Raw genomic sequence first — 16,660 nt, 5'->3', positions numbered from 1 at the left:
CCCATGCGCTACGCAGACTTCATCCATTTCACCCTCGCCTCGCTGGCTGCTCACCGGCTACGCACCTCGCTCACCGCGCTGGGCATTGCCGTTGGCATCGCCGCGGTCATTTTGCTGACCTCGATCGGCGAAGGGCTGCATCGCTTCGTGATCGAAGAGTTCACCCAGTTCGGCACCAACCTGATCGGCGTGACGCCAGGCCGCACCCAGACCCACGGCGCTTCGCTCGGGTCGATCAACACCGTGCGCCCGCTCACGATCGAAGACGCCATCGCGCTGCGCCATGCCCCCCACGTGCGCGTGACCAACCCACTGGTGCAGGGCAATGCTGAAGTCGACTACCTCGGCAAGAGCAGGCGGGTGACGCTGTATGGTGTTGGGCCCCGCTTCACCGAGGCGCTGAGCATGCGCGTGGCCACCGGGCAATTCCTGCCGGATGACGATCCGCGCGCCGCGCGGACGCTGGCGGTACTCGGCGCAAGAGTGGCGCGCGAACTGTTCGGCGGCGACAACCCGCTGGGCGCACGCATCCGCATAGGCGGTGAACGGTATCGCGTGGTGGGCGTGATGGAAGCGAAGGGCCAGATGCTGGGCTTCGACCTGGACGATACGGTCTATATACCGGCCGGCCGTGCCCTGGACCTGTTCAACCGGGAAAGCCTGGTCGAGATCGAGGTCACCTACGATCCCACCGCCCCGCTCCCCGACGTGGAGGACGGCATCAAGCGCCTGTTGAGCGCGCGCCATGGTGCCGAGGACTTCACCGTCACGCCCCAGCAAAAGATGCTAGAGGTGTTCGGCACCGTGCTCGATGCCATCACCTTCGCGGTAGCAGCGATCGGCGCCATCTCGCTGATCGTGGGCGGCGTGGGAATCCTCACGATTCTCACCATCGCTGTGGCCGAACGCACATCCGAGATCGGGCTCTTGCGCGCCATCGGGGCGACCGAGGCACAGGTCATGCTCCTCTTTCTTGGTGAAGCCGCGCTGCTCGCCGCCATCGGCGGCATAACCGGACTGCTGCTGGGATGGGGCATCGCGCTGGTGCTCGCGGCGGCGTTGCCGGCGCTGCCAGTCCACACACCGTGGTCCTACGCCGTGCTGGCTGAGCTGGTGGCGGTGGTGATCGGTCTGGCTGCCGGGGTGCTGCCCGCACGCCGGGCGGCACGGCTTGCTCCGCAGGAGGCCTTGCGCTCGGAATAGAAACTGGAAACTGGAAACTGGAAACCCGAACCGCAGCTTTCTCGGCTTCCAGGCCAGCGCGCCTCCGGCTGCCTGAATAGGGGTTTATGCCAGCTTCTCTCCGGCTGCGGGTTGCGGTCTACTGGAAGCGAATCAAGACGTGGCTGGAGCGTGAATTGGCACTGCTTAGCTTGCCACTACATGCCAGCCGTGAGATTCCGACTCCAGGAGACAACACCATGGTGACCAAGCAGGACGAAAGCTTCATTTTGAAGAACCTTCTCGCGCTGGCAGCAGTGGAGGCGCTCGGTGGCGCGATTGCGCTAGGGTTCGCCTTCAATCTCCTGACCTGACTGAAAGAACAACAGGGATCCTCCGTCGTTGTCAGGTATCAAAGGCATATAGAGAATCCAGGAAAAATCCAGGAATCCAGGCATCCAGGAATCCAGGAATCCAGGAATCCAGGCATCATTAAAGCTCCCCGGCACTGGTCTTGATCCGGCCAGTTTTCCGGGGATCTCTGTCGTCAGGGACCCGCATTTGCGATACTGTCCCACCGTCCGCTGCCGGCGGAACCTGGGCACATTTCAGCTCGCAAGCTCCCTGCCGGCACCGCCAGGTCAGTTCAGGCTTCCCGGATTCTGCGCCGCGGCTTTCTGCTTGGCCTTGGCCGCAAAGTACGCACCAATCTGCTTCTGCGTAATCTCGCCCTTCTTCTTCGTATCGATCTTGTCGAAGTTCTTGTAGACCTCCGGCATGCCGGCCTCTGCTTCCTCGCGGCTCAGCTTGCCGTCGTGGTTGGTATCGGCGGCAGCGAACTTCTCTGCGAATTTCGCCTTGGCTTCCTTTGGATTCATGGGCGCTTGCGGCGCCGCCTGGGGGGCGGGTTGCGGCGCGGGTTGTTGCGCGCCGACAGTGCCGGATGCAAAGAATGCGACCAGCGCCAGGCTGGCGGTCGACAGTAGCCGTGGAATCATTAGAGTCTCCTGGAACACTTTGATGGTATCGCCTGCCGGTCCCGCGGGCGTGGGCGACCGGATGGCTTGTGCAGAGATCGGGAGCAATCGATCCCCCGGGCCCGTGGCTAAGATCATCGTCGGCTTTCCGGCATTGGGGAATTTAGTTATTTCGGTATCCGATATTAGCGTTTTGCCAGTCAGGCTGCGGTGACGCGCAGCAATGCGCGCTGGCGGGTCACGGCCGGGGATCCCCCGCATCCCGCGCCCGCCCCAGCAAAAACTCGCGCTCGCGGGTGTTGCGGGTCATGCCGGCGGCGCGCTCGAACTCGGCACGGGCCTCGGCAAAGCGGCCGAGCTTGTACAACAAGTCGCCGCGCACGCTGGGCAGCAAGTGGTATTTCGCCAGCGAGGACTCGGTGAGGAGCGCATTCACCAGTTCCAGGCCGGCCTCGGGGCCGAAAGCCATGCCGACCGCCACCGCGCGGTTCAGCTCCACCACGGGTGACGGCGCCACCTCCGACAGCGCGTCGTAGATGGCGGCGATCTGCGCCCAGTCGGTATCGGCGGCGGCGGTGGCGCGGGCGTGGCAGGCGGCCAGCGCCGCCTGCAAGGCGTAAGGACCGAGCGCGCCGCCCAGCTCTTGCGCGCGCGCCAGCGCCACCAGCCCGCGCCGGATCAGCAGGCGGTCCCAGCGGCTGCGGTCCTGTTCCAGCAACAGCACCGGGCGGCCTTGCGCATCGACCCGTGCATGCGTGCGCGAGGCCTGGATCTCCATCAGTGCCACAAGGCCGTGGACCTCGCTTTCCTCCGGAGCCAGGCCGGCCAGGGTGCGGCCCAGACGCAGCGCTTCCTCGCACAGCGCGGGGCGCATCCAGTCGTCGCCAGCGGTGGCGGAATAACCTTCGTTGAAAATCAGGTAGATCACCTCCAGCACCGACGCCAGGCGCGGCGCCCGTGCCTGCGGGCCGGGCACCTCGAAAGGCACGCGGGCCGCGCCGAGGGTGCGCTTGGCACGCACGATGCGCTGGGCAATGGTGGCCTCCGGCGTGAGAAAGGCGCGCGCGATTTCGTCGGTGGTCAGCCCGCCCAGCAGGCGCAGCGTCATGGCGACCCGCGCATCCGTGGAGAGCACCGGGTGGCAGGCGGTGAAGACCAGCCGCAGCAGGTCGTCGCCGATATCGTCCGCGCGCGCGGCGTCCAGCGCATCGACAAAATCCGGCACCACGTGAGCCTCCATCGCTTCGAGATCGTGGCCGATCTGCTCGTGCTTGCGGGCGTGCAGTGCCTGCTGGCGCAGATGGTCGAGCGCGCGGTTCTTTGCCGTGGTCATCAGCCAGGCGCCGGGATTGTCCGGCACGCCGGTCTCGCTCCAGCGCTCCAGCGCGGCAACGAGCGCATCCTGCGCCAGTTCTTCGGCCAGGCCCACGTCGCGCACCACGCGTGCAACGTGGGCGATCACCTTGGCGGATTCGATGCGCCAGACGGCTTCGATCGCCCGCTGCGTCGGTGTCGTCGTCACCATGTGTTTCAGGCCGCGCTGGTCGCGCCGGGTGCCGAGGGCTCCATGTACACCAACTCCCAGATATGCCCGTCAAGATCATCGAACCCGTGCCCGTACATGAAGCCGTGGTCCTGCGGCGCGCGCGGCGCCGTAGCGCCAGCGGCCAAGGCTTTGGCGACCAGGGCGTCCACCTCGGCGCGGCTCTCGCAGGAGATGCAGATCAGCACTTCGGTGCTCTCGGAGGTATCGCACAGCTTGCGGGTGGTGAAGGACTTGAAGAATGCATGCTTGAGCAGCATCGCGTGGATGTTCTCGCCGATGATCATGCAGGCGGCGTTGTCGTTGGTGAACTGCGGGTTGAAGGTGAACCCCAGGCCCTTGAAGAAATCCTGCGAGCGCTGCAGGTCGGCCACGGGAAGGTTCAGGTAGATTTGCTTATGCATGATTCGTCCTTGGATTCGGTTTCGCGTGATTGGGGGGAGGCTCGGCGGGTTGCCCCGCTTAGCGGGCCAGGGCCGCCGGGGCCTCGGCCAGCGTCTTCAGGTTGACCAGCCCTTGCTCGAAATCCTTGCCGACCATCTTGTCCATATTGAAGACGAGATGCACCAGTTTGGCAAAGTACGGCACGCTGCCTTCCATCGACCATGTCACCTTGGTGGCATCGGCCTGCGGCATGAGCGTGAATTCGGCGGTGTTGTGCGCCTCGAACGGCTTGATGAAATCCAGCCGCATCGTGACCTTGGCAGCCGGCACGGTTTGGACGATTTCCATGCTGCCCACGCCTACCTTGTCGCTCTCCCAGGCGTAGGCGGCGCCCTGCCCGCTGCGCGTGGCGCCGTAGGTGCCCTTCAGGGACGGGTCCTTCTTTTCATAGGGGTTCCACTGGTTGAAGTTGTGGAGGTCGTTGATGAGCGCGAACACGCGCTCCGGCGGCGCCTTGACGCTGGCGCTGCGCTCAACCCGGAAGGTATCGGGCCGCGTGGCGGCGTAGATCAGCAGCAGGGCAATGGCGCCGAAAGCGGCGAGCAGGATGGGCTTGAGCATGGTGTCGGAATCCGGCAAAGGGTGGGTTGGGATCAAGTGGGATCGTGGGACCGTGGGATCGTTGGCTCAGTGCTGGCCGACATCCAGGTCGCGAAAGCGCTCCAGCGCAGGACTCGGCGCGAAGTCCTCCAGCTCGAACAGCTGCCGTACCTCGATCTCGCCGTCGGCCATATCGCCATGCGGCGACGGGAAGCGCCGCGCCCATTCCATCGCTTCCTCGCGGCTGCGCACCTGGATCAGCGTGTAGCCCGCCACTATTTCCTTGCTTTGCGCAAACGGCCCGTCGATGACGGTGCGCTGGCCGCCGACATAGCGGATGCGCCAGCCGGCGGAAGTGGGCTTGAGCCCGGCGGCGTCGAGCAGCACGCCCGCCTTGCCCAGTTGCTCGTGATACGCCGCCATCGCGGCGAAGCGGCTTTCGTCCGGCATCGCGCCGGCTTCACTGTCTTGCGTGGCCTTCACCAGGATCATGAATCGCATCGCGGTTCTCCTTAGCTTGAGTTTGTCGGTGGTAAGCCATGGCGGTGGCAGGGCGCGGCCATCTCGCTGGCTCTTACCGGTACGACGAACCGCGCGCCGCYGGATCGACATCCGAGGCAAAAAAACCTCAAGACCAAGGGTAATTACCTAGAAAAGCCCCCCACCGGCTGCCTTACAGGAAGCAAGGCCCGACCTCGCGGACCTCCACGGTGCACCATGCCGCGGCCGGGCACTCGGCGGCAATGGCAATGGCCTCGTCCTGCGTGGCGCAGCCGAGCAGGAAGTAGCCGCCGATCATTTCCTTGGCCTCGGCAAAGGGGCCGTCGAGCAGGTCGCGGCGGCCTTCGCGCACCTGCACGCGCACGCCATTGGCCTGCGACGTGAGCGAGTTGACACCCAGCAACAGCCCGCGCTCATTCAGGCCTTCGGCAAAACGCTGCATGCTGGCGTAAGCCTGGCGCCCTTCTTCCGGGGAACGCTCGGCGCGCTGGCCAACGGGTTCGACAATCAACAGCATGTACGACATAGGGTCTCCACTTTGTTTTGCGCATTTTCGGGTATGGCTTACCGCCCACATCCTGCACGCCTCGGCCGCCGGCCGCAAGCGGCCGGCGCGCCACTGATGGAGGGCAGAAATGCTTGGCCGTTAATTGCAATGAGCGAGGATTCGCCAACCATTGCCGATCCGGGCGGACAGGTTAATATGTCGGCCTTGCTCCACCCGGCACCCAACGCCTTCCCATGACCGCATCGCGCCAGCCAACCAACCATCCCTCGTACTTCATCGAGGGCGACACCGTGATCTGGTCGCACAGCGACCGGCCGCTCTGGGCCAAGGACGGCAGCCCGCTGCCCATTGCCCATCCGCAAGCGTTCCGCTGCATCGACGGGCGCTGGTTCACCGACGGCGAGCACGTCATCGTGCAGGCCCAGCAAGGCAGCGGTGCGGCCTGGTACTACTTCTACCGCATCGAGAACGCCGACATCGCCACTTTTGAAGTCCTCAACGAGCGCTACGCCCGCGACGCCCGCCAGGCTTACTTCATTACCGGCAAGACCATCCGCACCCGCAGCCCGCAGGCCTTCCGGCCGCTGGTCTACCAGGACTGGCGCTGGCCGGAGAATGGCCCGCTGGAGCCGGTGACCTACATGCATGACTACTACGCCGTGGACGCCGAGTCGGCCTACTTCAACGGCAAGCGCGTGATCGGCGCGGATGGCGCCACCGTGGTGGGCTTGCCGGGCAACTACATTGCCGATGCCGGACATGTGTACTACTTCGGCCAGCGCATCGAAGCCGATCGCGCCAGCCTGGTGGTAGCGCCCAGTGGCGACGGCCCGCTGCGCATGACCGACAAGATCGGCCCCATCGACGACGGCCAGCGCATGACCGCGCTCGACCACCGCCAGGTCGAGCACTGGCGGGACTTCTTCACTGCCCTGCCCGCGCTGCAGGACTACTGGTGGCACCGCCTGCAGGCGCCCGCCGCGCAAGCCACGCCAGTGCAAGAAGTGGAATACGACGGCCATCGCCTCACCGGGCTCGATCCGGCCACCTTTGCCGCGAGGGAAATGCCCGTTGGCCACGGCCTGACCGGCGTGTTCTGTGGCGATGCGCATGGCATCCACTGGCTGCACTGGTACGCCAACGGCCCGTGCGAGCTGACCTTGCTTTCCTCGCGGCCGATATCCAGCCTGGAAACGCTGGGGGATGGCTATCTCAGTGACGGCGTCACCGTCTTCTACGCGCCGAACCATTACCAAACGCCGCAAGCCCTGCGCAAGGTCGATCCCGCCGGGTTTACCGTGCTGCAGGGCTCGTGGGCCCGCGATGCCAGCCGTGCCTTCTATCGCGGCAAGGCCAAGAAAGGCGTGAACCCGGATGCCTTGCGCATCGCAGGCTGCTACGCATGGGACGACGCGCAATTGTTCTGCGACGACAAGCCGCTCAAGGTAGCCGTGCCGCACGATACGCTGCAGGTACCGCACCCTGGCTTCCTGCTGGCTGGCGACCAGTTGTTCTTCGGGCGCCGGCCGGTCTCGGCCAAGCGCGTGCACCTGCCCACACTGGAGTTTCTCGACGCGGACTTTGCGCGCGACCGCAAGCACGCCTATATCATCGGCTATGTGAACCTGGTAGCAATCGACGGCGCCGATCCGGCCAGCTTCCGCGTGCTGGAAAACGGCCGCGCCGCCGATGCGGCGCGCGAGTATGACGCGGCCGCACTGAAGGAAGCGAGCGCACCGGCAACCGACTAGCCACTGAGAGTCGTCGGTACAATGGCTCGGACTTGGCACGCGAGCTGTTTCCTGACCCCGACGCCATCATGACCCAGGCTTATTCAGAAACCGTCAGCCGGATCCTGGCTTCCCATCTGCAAAGGCATGTCCAGCCGGCCGCGTCCGCCGGCCCTGCTGCCACCCCGCCGCCGATTGTGCACCAGCATTTCACCGTCGCGAACGAGGCGGTGGCGCTGCAGTTGCCGGCCTGGCGCGACTATGTCGGCCGCATACTCGATGTCCCGGTTTCGCGCGCGCAGGTTGCCGGCGGCTTCCGGGGCGAGATCGATACCTATGTGCTCAAGGACCTGACCTACCTGGACAGCCGCACCGATCCGGTGGGCCAGATTCGCACCACCGCGCGCATCTCCACCGACAGCGTGCGCGACTACGTCTTCCATGTGGCCGTGGAGGGGATCACCGAAACGGTGACGGACTTCACCCGGCAGCGCAAATCCGCCCAGTTCGTGCCGGGCATCCTGGCGCTCGACATGAACCAGCCGATGCACATGCACCGCCCCACGCGCGCCCGGGTGCTGGCCTTCTTCGTGCCGCGCGCCACGGTGGAGGCGGCCATCCCCGATGCCGAGTCCATCCATGGCCGCGTGGTGACCTATACCTCGCCGCTGACGCGCCTGATCTTCGATCACGTGACGTCGCTCTGCCGCAGCCTCCCGGCACGGTCCGAGGCCGATGCGGAAAAAACCATCCGGGGCTGCGCGCACTTGATCGTTGCCGCATTCGGCAAGCAGGCGCGCCTTGCCGGCAACGCGCGCGCGGCGGCCCGCGCCGCCATGCTGGAGCGGGTGCAGCGCTACGTGCAGGCCAACTTACACCACGAGGACCTCTCGCCCGAGAGCATCCTGCAAGCGTTCGGGCTGCCGCGCCCAACCCTGTACCGGATGTTCGAGCACGAAGGCGGCCTTGGCGCGTATATCCGCAACTGCAGGTTGCGGGCGGCGGCCGACGATCTCCTGCGCCTTGCGCACATCGGCATCGGCGAGATCGCCTATGGAGCCGGCTTCAACAGTGCCTCTGACTTTACCCGCGCATTCCGCAGGGCCTACGGCGTGTCCCCAAGGGATTTCCGGGGATTCTGAGCGCTGGCGACGGCGTCCGCGAGATGCCCCCGGACGGGCCGCATGCGCCATATGTCACGTAACCGTCATGCGCGCGCCATACAATCGGCGACTTCCCAATAGTCCGAATGCCCTGGCGATGCCTGACGTTCCGGTTGACTCACACTTGGCTCGTTCCCGCTTCCGGCAGCCCTGTGCCGAGGATCTCTGCGTCACCACGCCATCGGTGACCACGGAACAGAACAATCAGGAAGTCCTCGATGTGTTCGGCAAGCACCGGGACCTTGCCAGCTTGCCGGTGACCGAGAACGACACGCCGATCGGCCTGATCAATCGCGCGATCTTCATGTCGCAGATGAGCAAGCCCTATCACCGCGAGCTGTACAACCGCAAGAGCTGCATCGCCTTCATGGACAAGGAGCCGCTGGTGGTCGATGCCGCGATGAGCATCGAAGCGCTGACCTTCAAGGCGGTGGAGTACGGCGAGAAGGCACTTGCCGACGGTTTCATCATCGCGCGCGACGGCCGCTTCCTTGGCATCGGGCATGGCTTGCAGCTGATGCGCGTGGTGGCGGACATGCAGGCCGAAAAGAACCGCCAGATCATGCACAGCATCGACTACGCCAGCACCATCCAGCGCTCGATGCTGCGCCCCTCGCGCGAGGCGCTGGCCAGGACGCTCGGCGACGCGGGCCTGGTGTGGGAGCCGCGCGATGTGGTTGGCGGAGATTTCTATCACTTTGCCGCGTTCGAGGACGGCTGGTTTGCCGCGCTGGCCGATTGCACGGGCCACGGCGTACCGGGCGCGTTCCTGACCCTGATCTCGTCGTCCATCCTGATCCAGGCCATCGAGCAGCGCGGCCCGCGCGACCCTGGCGCGCTCCTGATGGCGGTGAACCGCGGCATCAAGCAGATGCTCGGGCAGCTCGACGGCGACGATGAAACGCCTGGCTCGAATGACGGCATGGATGCGGCGTTCTTCTGGTTTGACAACGCCAGCCGCCAGCTCGTGTTCGCCGGCGCCAAGAGCGCCTTGTTCGTGCTCCATCCTGGCGAGGAGGAAGGCGAGATCGTGGACGGCGAGCGCATGGGCGTCGGCTATGTGGACACCGACCTGGACTTTGCCTGGCGGAACCGCCTTGTCCAGACCCAGCCGGACAGCGTGGTGTTTGTGACCACCGATGGCCTGATCGACCAGATCGGCGGCCCCAAGGAAATCGCCTTTGGCAAGCGCCGCATCCGCGAAGCGATCCGCGGCAGCCGGCATGCCTCGGCGGCGCAGATCAACGACGCCGTGCTGGACCAGTATCGTGCGTGGCAAGGCCATCACCGCCGCCGCGACGACCTGACTTTTTTCTGCTTTCGCGTTCAATAGTCCTGCAATGGCCTGCTATAGCACTGAGATGAACGGTAATTCGATTGACCATGAATATGGGCCATTCTTTGAAATGGCCCGGGAACGCAACGTGATCTTCTACTACGTCGGCTACTTTTCCCAGAACATCATCGCGGCAATGTCCGATGCGGTCCGGCTGCAACTGACAGTGAGCGGCGTCGATGGCTCGACCCGGCGCAAGCTGTTCTCCTCGTTCGTGGAGATGGCGCAGAACATTGTCCACTATTCGTCCGACGCGCTCACGCCGCCCACCCAGGACACCAACCAGCTGCGCCACGGCTCGGTGTGCATCTGCATGGTGGATGACCGCTACCGGCTGATGTGCTCCAACCCGGTGGCGATCACCCGCGTGGGGCAACTGCGCGCCGCGCTGGAGCCATTGCGCACCATGACGCTGGACCAGATCAAGCAGGCCTATAAGGAAACCATGCGCGCCGAAGCGCCGGAAGGCAGCAAGGGCGCCGGCCTGGGATTCCTGACGGTAGCCCGCGACGCCAGCGCGCCGCTGGAGTACAGCTTCCAGCCCATCGACGCGGACCCGGTATCGACGATGTTCTTCCTTACCGCAACCATCTGAATGACTGAACGGGATCGAAAGGGAAACTGATGGAAAACCTGTTCATTGCCGCCACACCGACCTCGCCCGAGGTGAGCTTTGATTTCAAGCAGCACACGCTCTCCCTCAAAGGCGAGTCCTATCCGGAAAACGCCGCGGTGTTCTACGGCGACGTGATCCTGCGCCTGCGCAAATACCTGGCGGCCTGCGAGGACACCGAAGTCACCGTGCACGTGGCGCTGACGTACTTCAACAGCTCCAGCACCAAGGTGCTGTTCAGCATGTTCGACGCCATGAACGACGCAGCCGACAAGGGCAACCGGGTCATCGTGCACTGGTATCACGACGTGGACGACGACACGATCCTGGAATTCGGCCAGGACCTGCACGCCGACTTCCCCGCCATCGATTTCCTCGACCACGCCACCACGGCGAGCTGAGCAGCGCATGTCCGAGCCAGATCTCTTCGAGTCGGAAAACGGCGTCCTGGCGGGCGCCAGGGCGGTATTCGGCAATCCCGATGCCGGTGCCCAGGCATACCGCGACACGCTGGGAGAGCTGATCGGCTACTACGAGCGGCTGATGCGCGAAACCCGGCGCCTGATACGGCGCAGCGACCGCGAAGAGCTGGAAATGAACCGGCTCAACCATCGCCTGCAGGACCTGGCCCGCGAGCTGGAGTTCCGCGCCACGCGCGACACGCTCACCGGCGCGCTGAACCGCGGCGCCATCATCGAGCGGGCCGGCGCGGTGCTGGCCGGGGACAGCCTGTCGTTGATCGTGCTCGACATCGATCACTTCAAGCGGGTCAACGACTCGATGGGCCACCCTGTCGGCGACACCGTGATCCGCGGCGTCGTCGACTGCCTGGAGCGGTCGGTGCAAGGCGCGGGCGTCATCGGCCGGGTGGGCGGCGAGGAGTTCGCTGCGCTGCTGCCGGCGCGCGGGCTGGACGCTGCTGTCGAACTGGCGGAGCGCATGCGGCTGCAGATCGAGCAGCATGTGTTTCCGCTCAAGGCTGGGCTGCAGGTGACGGCTAGCTTCGGCGTGAGCTGGAGCCCCCCTGGGACGAGCTTCGAGCAGGCCTATGCGCGCGCCGATGAGGCGTTGTATCAGGCCAAGCGCAGCGGGCGTAACCGGGTTGTCAGCCTGCTGGAGAGCGAACTGGTGGTGCCGTTGCATTGAGGCGCCGTGCCGGTCAGGTTCACGCAAGACGCCAAGCCACAACATGCCGCGGCGCGCTCGGCGCCCCCTGCGGCCCCTGCGGCCCGGTCAGCTCACCGGGTTGACCTGCACCGGCAGCGGAAAACCGGTATCGAACGTGGTCCGCACATCCAGCCGCTGCTTGAGCAACCCTGCCTTCAGGTAGAAATCCGCCGTGCGCTGCTGCTCGGCAATCACTGCCGCATCGATGTTGCGCCACTGCGTACGGCGCCGCTCGAACTGCAGCCGCGCGGCTTCGGGCGGGATGCCGATGATGCGTGCCAGCGCCGCTGAAAAGCCGTCCGCATGCTGATACGACCACACCTGCGCGCGCACCACGCGCTGCAGGAAATCGCGCAGCACCTCGCGCTTGGCGGCCAGCGCGCTGTCCGTCGCCGCCAGATAGCTCAGACCGGACCACAGCCCGCGCCCGCTCACCAGCACGCGGGCATGGCCGCTGGTCTCGGCCAGCGCGGTATACGGCTCCCATGTGGCCCACGCATCGATCGAGCCGTTGACCAGCGCCAGCTTGGCGTCCGCCGGCGGCAGGAAACGCAGGCTGGCGTCCTCGGGCTTCAAGCCGGCAGATTCCAGCGCCTTCAGGGCGACGAAGTGACCAATGGAGCCACGGTTGGTGCCGATATTCTTGCCGCGCAGGTCCGCCGCCGTCTTCAAGGGCGAATTGGCGCGTACCAGCACGGCGGTGCCGAACGGGTCCGAGCGGTTGGCGCCAATGATCTTGATCGGCGTGCCAGCGGCCAGCGCGAAGATGGCGGGCGCATCGCCGATCGGGCCGGAATCCACCGCGCCGGCGTTCAGCGCCTCGGCCAGCGGCGCGGCGGCGGGAAACTCCGTCCACTGGATGTCGTAGGCCAGGCCCTTGAGCTCGCCTGCGCTCTCCAGCAGGGCGCGCAGGCCACCCTTCTGGTCGCCGGCCTTGAGCACGGGCCGGCCCTGGGCCGACACGGAAAACGGCAAGGCGCCGCTGGCCGCCGCCAATGCGCCGTAGCGCAGGAATTGTCTTCGGGATGCCGTCATGTTGCCGCTCGCCATCCCCTTCAGGCTGCCTTGCGGCCAGCACCGGAACCCGCGCCGGCCGCGGCATCGCGCTGCGCCACCAGCGCGCGCACGCGGGGAATCAGCTCGCGGCCGTAGTCCACCGCATCGTCGAGCGGATCGAAGCCGCGGATCAGGAACGTGGTCACGCCAAGGTCGTAGTAGTCCAGCAGCGCGTCGGCCACTTGCTCCGGCGTGCCAACCAGCGCGGTGGAGTTGGAGCGCGCGCCGGTGAGCTTGGCGATCTCCGTCCACAGGCGCTTGTCCACGCGCGGGCCCTTGTCGGCGGCGGCCAGCAGGCGGCGCGCGCCTTCGCTTTGCTGCGGGCCGCCCTGCCCCAGGCCGGCTGCTTCGCGCAGGCGGCGCGTTGCTTCGAGGATGGCATTGGCGCGTGCCCATGCCGCCGTCTCGGTTTGCGCCAGGATCGGCCGGAACGAGACCGAGAAGCGCACCTGCCGCCCATGCCTGGCCGCCTCGGCGCGCACCCGCGTGGTGATGTCGCGGACCTGCTCGAGCGATTCGCCCCACAGTGCGTAGACATCGGCATGACGTCCGGCGACTTCAATCGCCGCGTCCGAAGCCCCACCGAAGAAGATCGGCACGTGTGGCTTCTGCGCCGGCTTCACTTCGGAGAAGCCCTGGGTGAAGCGGTAGTACTTGCCTTCGTGGTCGAACGGCTTGTCCTGCGTCCAGATGCGCCGCAGGATGCCGAGGTACTCGTCGGTGCGCGCATAACGCTCGTCGTGGCTGAGGAAATCGCCGTCGCGCTGCTGCTCGGCATCGGAGCCGCCGGAGATGAAGTGCACGCCAAGCCGGCCACCGCTGAACTGGTCGAGCGAGGCGATCTGCCGGGCAGCCAGCGTGGGCGCGGTAAAGCCCGGCCGGTGCGCGAGCATGAAATGCACGCGCTCGGTCACGGCAGCCGCGTAGGCAATGGTGAGCGTGGCGGACGGGCCGGTGGAGTGATGCGGCACCAGCACGCGGTCGAAACCGGAGTTCTCATGCGCTTGCGCAAATGCCCGCACATAGTCGCGATCCACGACCGGTCCGCTGGCCGGATGGATCTCCGACTGCTTCTGGCTCTGGATCATGCCAATGATTTCCACGCTCATCGTAGGCTCCTGTTCCTGGTTTGCGATGATTTGAAGCGGCTGCGCGGGAGTTGCGCGCCGTATCGCCAAAACATGAACATACGCCGTGGATAGGCGATCCTTAAGGAATAAGAACAAGGGAAGATATGCGGTTTTGCACGATGAGGGGCTGCCCTTGCCTGGCTGGCGCCGAACCAGCGCCATCGTCCGATAGCGCTGGTTCGGGCAGCCGAATGCGTTTTTTTTCGGCGCGGCGTGATTAGCTGGCAGCCGCGCTCTTCAAACCGTCCGACACGCCTTGTGCCGAGTCTTTGCACCACTGCTTGGCGCCGAGCGGGCTGCTTTCAATCCCTTGCTCCTTGCCGTCCGGCATCAGCACGTTACCGCGCAGCCCCGCGGCCTCGCTGGCCTCGCCACCACTTGTATCTACCCCCGGAATCCCCGCAATCAGACCGACCATCTTCCTGGCGTTCTTGACGCTGTCGGCTTTCAGGAAGCCCTTTCCGACACAGTAGCTGGTGAGGCCAGCGACGTTGCGGGACATGTCATACATGCCCTTGAGCACAGCCGGGTCTGCTTGCGCATGCGCCGGAGCCGCAAGCACGATCATGCTTGCGGCCATCAGGATTGCTGGCATCTTCTTGTTCATCGTTCTCTGTGTTTCCCATCATTGGTGCGCGGCTTCAATTAGCCGGCTTTGCCAAGTATACTGGCAGTCACATCAGGCTTCATGGCCTGCCGTCGAAGCGGACCCTTCAGGGCCCGCTTTCTTGTTCGCTTTCGTGTTGATCGGACTGACAATCCCTACTTTTTTCCTCTCACTCTGCATGGCTCTTCGATTTCGTCCCATCCCCTGCGTTCTATCGGCCTTGCTTCTTTCCGCCGTCGCCGCCTTGCCCCATGCCCTGGCCAGCGAATACGTCCTGGTCCCGATCACCGGCAACGAGCAGGAGACCAGGGAAGTTTCCGTGCTGGAACCGGCCGTGGCCCGATTCGCCGGCCTGGCTTCCGGCTCCTACTACTGGGAGGACGGGCTGCTGGCCGAGCAGTTGCTGACCGGCCTGGCATCGCGCCCGGACAGGCTCGAGCAGGCGCTGCCCGGTGGCCAGCGCCTGCTGGCGTCGCGCCGGGAGTTTTCCGACGGCGCCGAGCGCGCGGCCGTGCTGGTCGACGCGCGCGGCGACGTGCTGGCCGCGGCGCTGGTGCACCGGCAGTGCGGCAAGGAATCCGTCTGCCAGGACAGCCAGCACGCCGTACTGTCGGTTTTCCTGCGGCCCGGCTTCGGCAGCGCCCAGGCGCAGCCGCTGGTCGCGTGGGGCCAGGATGTGCCCAAGGACCTGAAGCTTGGCAGGGGCGAGACGATCGCCACGGTGGAGACCATCACGCTGGATGCCAGCCGCACAGGCGCCAGCCCGGTCCAGCGCCCCACGGGATTCCCGGCGCAGGTGCCGCTGTACCCGAGGGCCATCCTCTACCGCACCGGGCAGAATGCATTGAGCGACGCCCGGGCCAGGCGCGTGGTGCGGCTGCAGACCACCGATAGCATCGAGCAGGTGCTGGCCTTCTACAAACGGTTGTCGCCGCCGATGAGGCAGCTGGAGACCGGCAAGAATGACAACAGCGGCTACGTGAGCGGCAAGCGCAAGGGCGTGGCGTTTTCCGTCGAGGCGCAGCGCAATGAACACTTCCCAAGCCTCACCAACGTGGAGGTGGAGATCGCCGACTGAGCGCGGCGAGGGCGATGTGGGAGCCATTTCAAGCCGGTCGCCGCCGTCGCTGGCGGCCCCGCATCGATCGCCCCGGCATTACCAAATATACTTACGGTCACATCAGGCTTCGCAGCCTCCCGTCAAAACGGACCCTCCCGGGCCCGTTTTCTTGTTTACCGGACTGACAACCCCTACCATTTCTCCTTTCCGTATGGCTCTTCGAATTCGTCCCGCCTCCTGTGCAGCGCTGGCATTGCTGCTTTCCACCCTCGGCGCCGCGCCCCTTGCCCTGGCCGCGGATGCCGTCCTGGTCCTGGACACCAGCCACCAGCAGGAAACCCGGGAAGCCCCCGCGCTAGATCTCGCCATCACCCGGTTTGCCGGCAATGCGTCCGGTACTTACTACTGGGAAGACGGCCTGCTGGCCGAGCAGATCCTGTCGGGGCTGCAGTCGCGCGCCAACCGGGTCCAGCAGGAACTGCCCGATGGCCAGCGCGTGCTGTCGTCGCGCCGCCAGCTATCCCATGGCGCCGAGCGCGCGGCCGTGCTGGTAGACGAGCGCGGTGACGTGCTGGCCGCGGCGCTGGTGCACCGCGAATGCGGCAAGGATGGCTGCCAGGACGACCAGCACGGCCGGCTGTCCGTCTTCCTGCGGCCCGGCTTCGATCGCGCCAAGGCACAACCGCTGGTTGCGTGGAGCCAGGACGTGCCCGAAGACCTGCAGACCGACCCCGGCGAGAAGATCACCAAGGTGGAGACCATCACGCTGGATGCCGCCAACACCACGGCCAAGCCGATCAAGCTCCCCAAGGGATTTTCGTCGCAAGTGCCGCTGTACCCGCGAGCCATCGTTCACCGCACCGCGCAGGATGCGCTGAGCAACGCCAAGGCCAAGCGTGTGCTCCGGCTGCAGACCACCGACAGCATCGAGCAGGTGCTGGCCTTCTACAAGCAACTGACGCCGCCGCTGCAGGATGCTGTGTCCGACCTGGATGGCAACACCGGCTTCGTGGCGGGCAAGCGCAAGGGGGTGGCGTTTACCGTCAACCTGAAGGAGGACATGCACTTCCCGACCATCACCAACATGGAGGTCGAGATCAGCGAATGATCCGGCGGCCGGGCGG

18 protein-coding genes are annotated in these 16,660 nt (G+C 65.6%); 9 read left to right on the top strand and 9 right to left on the bottom strand.

Features of this window, described 5'->3' with window-relative positions:
• Positions 1–3: 3 nt before the first annotated feature.
• Positions 4–1,203 (top strand): ABC transporter permease, encoded by a 1,200-nt coding sequence (locus AC1DQR_RS29205; protein WP_416052121.1) that lies wholly within the window; start codon positions 4–6, stop codon positions 1,201–1,203.
• 599 nt (positions 1,204–1,802) lie between these two features.
• Here the strand turns inward: AC1DQR_RS29205 and AC1DQR_RS29200 are convergent.
• The 6 genes from AC1DQR_RS29200 to AC1DQR_RS29175 all read right to left on the bottom strand — a co-directional run bounded on the left by AC1DQR_RS29200 (position 1,803) and on the right by AC1DQR_RS29175 (position 5,692).
• On the bottom strand, positions 1,803–2,159 hold the full coding sequence (locus AC1DQR_RS29200) for a calcium-binding protein (RefSeq protein ID WP_150986171.1): 357 nt from the start codon (positions 2,157–2,159) through the stop codon (positions 1,803–1,805).
• A 217-nt stretch (positions 2,160–2,376) separates the two neighbouring features.
• Positions 2,377–3,663 carry an RNA polymerase sigma factor gene (locus tag AC1DQR_RS29195; protein ID WP_477134245.1) on the bottom strand — a complete coding sequence of 429 codons (1,287 nt, stop codon included), beginning with the start codon at positions 3,661–3,663 and terminating at the stop codon, positions 2,377–2,379.
• Positions 3,664–3,668: 5 nt separating this feature from the next.
• Positions 3,669–4,085 carry a VOC family protein gene (locus tag AC1DQR_RS29190; RefSeq protein ID WP_477134244.1) on the bottom strand — a complete coding sequence of 139 codons (417 nt, stop codon included), beginning with the start codon at positions 4,083–4,085 and terminating at the stop codon, positions 3,669–3,671.
• A gap of 58 nt (positions 4,086–4,143) precedes the next feature.
• On the bottom strand, positions 4,144–4,686 hold the full coding sequence (locus tag AC1DQR_RS29185; protein ID WP_477134243.1) for an SRPBCC family protein: 543 nt from the start codon (positions 4,684–4,686) through the stop codon (positions 4,144–4,146).
• A 66-nt stretch (positions 4,687–4,752) separates the two neighbouring features.
• A complete protein-coding gene (locus tag AC1DQR_RS29180) occupies positions 4,753–5,166 on the bottom strand; it encodes a YciI family protein (protein WP_477134242.1) in 414 nt (137 codons plus the stop codon).
• A 172-nt stretch (positions 5,167–5,338) separates the two neighbouring features.
• Entirely contained in the window at positions 5,339–5,692 is a 354-nt protein-coding gene (locus tag AC1DQR_RS29175; RefSeq protein WP_477134241.1) for a YciI family protein, read from the bottom strand.
• Between the two features lie 215 nt (positions 5,693–5,907).
• On the opposite strand from AC1DQR_RS29175, the gene AC1DQR_RS29170 reads away from it, so the two are divergent.
• From AC1DQR_RS29170 to AC1DQR_RS29145, 6 genes are all read left to right on the top strand, one after another.
• Positions 5,908–7,425 (top strand): hypothetical protein, encoded by a 1,518-nt coding sequence (locus tag AC1DQR_RS29170; protein ID WP_477134240.1) that lies wholly within the window; start codon positions 5,908–5,910, stop codon positions 7,423–7,425.
• Between the two features lie 32 nt (positions 7,426–7,457).
• Positions 7,458–8,546 (top strand): helix-turn-helix domain-containing protein, encoded by a 1,089-nt coding sequence (locus tag AC1DQR_RS29165; protein WP_477134239.1) that lies wholly within the window; start codon positions 7,458–7,460, stop codon positions 8,544–8,546.
• A 118-nt stretch (positions 8,547–8,664) separates the two neighbouring features.
• Positions 8,665–9,900: a SpoIIE family protein phosphatase gene (locus AC1DQR_RS29160; RefSeq protein ID WP_416052113.1), complete on the top strand. Its 1,236-nt coding sequence runs from the start codon at positions 8,665–8,667 to the stop codon at positions 9,898–9,900.
• A 28-nt stretch (positions 9,901–9,928) separates the two neighbouring features.
• Complete coding sequence (locus AC1DQR_RS29155) at positions 9,929–10,498, top strand: SiaB family protein kinase (protein WP_174427012.1); 570 nt, start codon at positions 9,929–9,931, stop codon at positions 10,496–10,498.
• Between the two features lie 29 nt (positions 10,499–10,527).
• Positions 10,528–10,917, top strand: a complete 390-nt coding sequence (locus AC1DQR_RS29150) for a DUF1987 domain-containing protein (RefSeq protein WP_043354443.1) — start codon at positions 10,528–10,530, stop codon at positions 10,915–10,917.
• A gap of 7 nt (positions 10,918–10,924) precedes the next feature.
• The gene (locus tag AC1DQR_RS29145) at positions 10,925–11,662 is read left to right on the top strand and encodes a GGDEF domain-containing protein (RefSeq protein ID WP_416052112.1); all 738 of its coding nucleotides are present in this window, start codon (positions 10,925–10,927) and stop codon (positions 11,660–11,662) included.
• Between the two features lie 87 nt (positions 11,663–11,749).
• Here AC1DQR_RS29145 and AC1DQR_RS29140 read toward each other — a convergent pair whose 3' ends face one another.
• The 3 genes from AC1DQR_RS29140 to AC1DQR_RS29130 all read right to left on the bottom strand — a co-directional run bounded on the left by AC1DQR_RS29140 (position 11,750) and on the right by AC1DQR_RS29130 (position 14,476).
• Positions 11,750–12,718 carry an ABC transporter substrate-binding protein gene (locus AC1DQR_RS29140; protein WP_416052111.1) on the bottom strand — a complete coding sequence of 323 codons (969 nt, stop codon included), beginning with the start codon at positions 12,716–12,718 and terminating at the stop codon, positions 11,750–11,752.
• 20 nt (positions 12,719–12,738) lie between these two features.
• Positions 12,739–13,848: an LLM class flavin-dependent oxidoreductase gene (locus tag AC1DQR_RS29135; protein ID WP_416052110.1), complete on the bottom strand. Its 1,110-nt coding sequence runs from the start codon at positions 13,846–13,848 to the stop codon at positions 12,739–12,741.
• Positions 13,849–14,086: 238 nt separating this feature from the next.
• Complete coding sequence (locus tag AC1DQR_RS29130; protein WP_416052109.1) at positions 14,087–14,476, bottom strand: hypothetical protein; 390 nt, start codon at positions 14,474–14,476, stop codon at positions 14,087–14,089.
• 244 nt (positions 14,477–14,720) lie between these two features.
• Here AC1DQR_RS29130 and AC1DQR_RS29125 point away from each other — a divergent pair, with 244 nt between their 5' ends.
• Both AC1DQR_RS29125 and AC1DQR_RS29120 read left to right on the top strand, forming a co-directional pair.
• The gene (locus tag AC1DQR_RS29125; protein WP_416052108.1) at positions 14,721–15,554 is read left to right on the top strand and encodes a hypothetical protein; all 834 of its coding nucleotides are present in this window, start codon (positions 14,721–14,723) and stop codon (positions 15,552–15,554) included.
• Between the two features lie 235 nt (positions 15,555–15,789).
• A complete protein-coding gene (locus AC1DQR_RS29120; protein WP_477134238.1) occupies positions 15,790–16,644 on the top strand; it encodes a hypothetical protein in 855 nt (284 codons plus the stop codon).
• Positions 16,645–16,660: the final 16 nt, after the last annotated feature.

The sequence above is a fragment of the Cupriavidus sp. 05L411 genome (assembly GCF_056398045.1).
Note: the sequence above shows the minus strand (reverse complement) of the source record. Positions and strands in the feature narration are given on the sequence as shown.